Source organism: Paracoccus sp. IB05 (assembly GCF_016405985.1).
Lineage (GTDB): Bacteria > Pseudomonadota > Alphaproteobacteria > Rhodobacterales > Rhodobacteraceae > Pseudogemmobacter.
In genome coordinates this window covers 1-1,425 of record NZ_JAEFCF010000089.1, presented here as the reverse complement: position 1 = coordinate 1,425, position 1,425 = coordinate 1, and the positions used below count along the sequence as shown (strand labels likewise).

The 1,425-nt window shown below is 61.0% G+C and carries 1 protein-coding gene; it reads left to right on the top strand.

What is annotated here, in order from left to right:
• Positions 1-79: 79 nt before the first annotated feature.
• Positions 80-1,423, top strand: a complete 1,344-nt coding sequence (gene glnT / locus JC607_RS25150; protein WP_198839441.1) for a type III glutamate--ammonia ligase — start codon at positions 80-82, stop codon at positions 1,421-1,423.
• Positions 1,424-1,425: the final 2 nt, after the last annotated feature.

Genomic DNA, 1,425 nt, shown 5'->3' with positions numbered 1-1,425 from the left:
GGGCCGGCTTTCCCTTTCACAACATCGGGCCAGCCCCTCGACGGGCCAGCTGCATCAAAACAACAGGGAATCGAACAAAATGGCCTTGGACAAAGGGCAAAGCGCAAAGCCGCAGACCGGTGCCGAACTGAAGGCATATGCCGAAGCACGCGGCATCCGCTATTTCATGATCTCCTTCACTGACCTTCTCGGCTATCAGCGCGCCAAGCTGGTGCCGACCTGCGCGATCGAGGGCATGTGCAAGGATGGCGCCGGTTTCGCGGGCTTTGCGACCTGGCTTGACGTCACCCCGGCGCATCCCGATATGCTGGCCGTCCCCGACCCCTCGACCGTGATCCAGCTGCCCTGGAACCCCGAGATCGCCTGGGTCGCCTCGAACCCGGTCATGTCGGAAAAGCCCCTCGACCAGGCGCCGCGCAATGTGCTCCGGAAGCTGGTCGATGAAGCCGCCGAGCTGGGCCTGCGCGTCAAAACCGGCGTCGAGCCGGAATTCTTCCTGCTCAACCCCGATGGCTCCGCCGTCGCCGATGAATTCGACGATGCGGTCAAGCCCTGCTATGATCAGAACGCCATCCTGCGCCGCTATGACCTGATCAAAGAGATCGCCGATGCGATGCTCGATCTCGGCTGGGAACCCTATCAGAACGACCATGAAGACGCGAATGGCCAGTTCGAGATGAACTGGAAATATGACGATGTGCTGGCCACCGCCGACAAGCACGCCTTCTTCAAATTCATGACCCGGGTTCTGGCCGAGAAATACGGGCTGCGCGCCACCTTCATGCCCAAACCCCTGATGGGCAAGACCGGCAATGGCTGCCATGCCCATATCTCGGTCTGGACCATGGACGGCAAATCGAACGCCTTTTCCGATGACAGCAAAGAGCTCGGCCTCTCCGACAAGGGCCGCGCCTTCCTCGGCGGCATCATGAAACACGCCTCGGCGCTGGCGCTGATCTGCAACCCGACGGTCAATTCCTACAAGCGCATCAACGCGCCCCGCACCTCGTCAGGCGCCACCTGGGCGCCGAATTCGGTGACCTGGACCGGCAATAACCGCACCCATATGGTCCGCGTCCCCGGCCCCGGCCGGTTCGAGCTCCGCCTCCCCGACGGCGCCGCAAACCCCTATCTGATGCAGGCCGTCATCCTTGCCGCCGGCCTCGACGGCATCCGCACCAATGCCGATCCGGGCCCGCGCTCGGATATCAACTTCTACACCGAAGGCCATCTGGTCAAAAACGCGCCGAAACTGCCTTTGAACCTCCTCGACGCCATCCGCGCCTTCGATGCCGATGAAGGCCTCAAAGCCGCCCTCGGCGAGGAATTCTCAAACGCCTTCATCAAGATGAAAACCCAGGAATGGAACGAATATTGCGGCCATTTCACACAATGGGAAAAACAAAATACTCTCGATATCTGAGG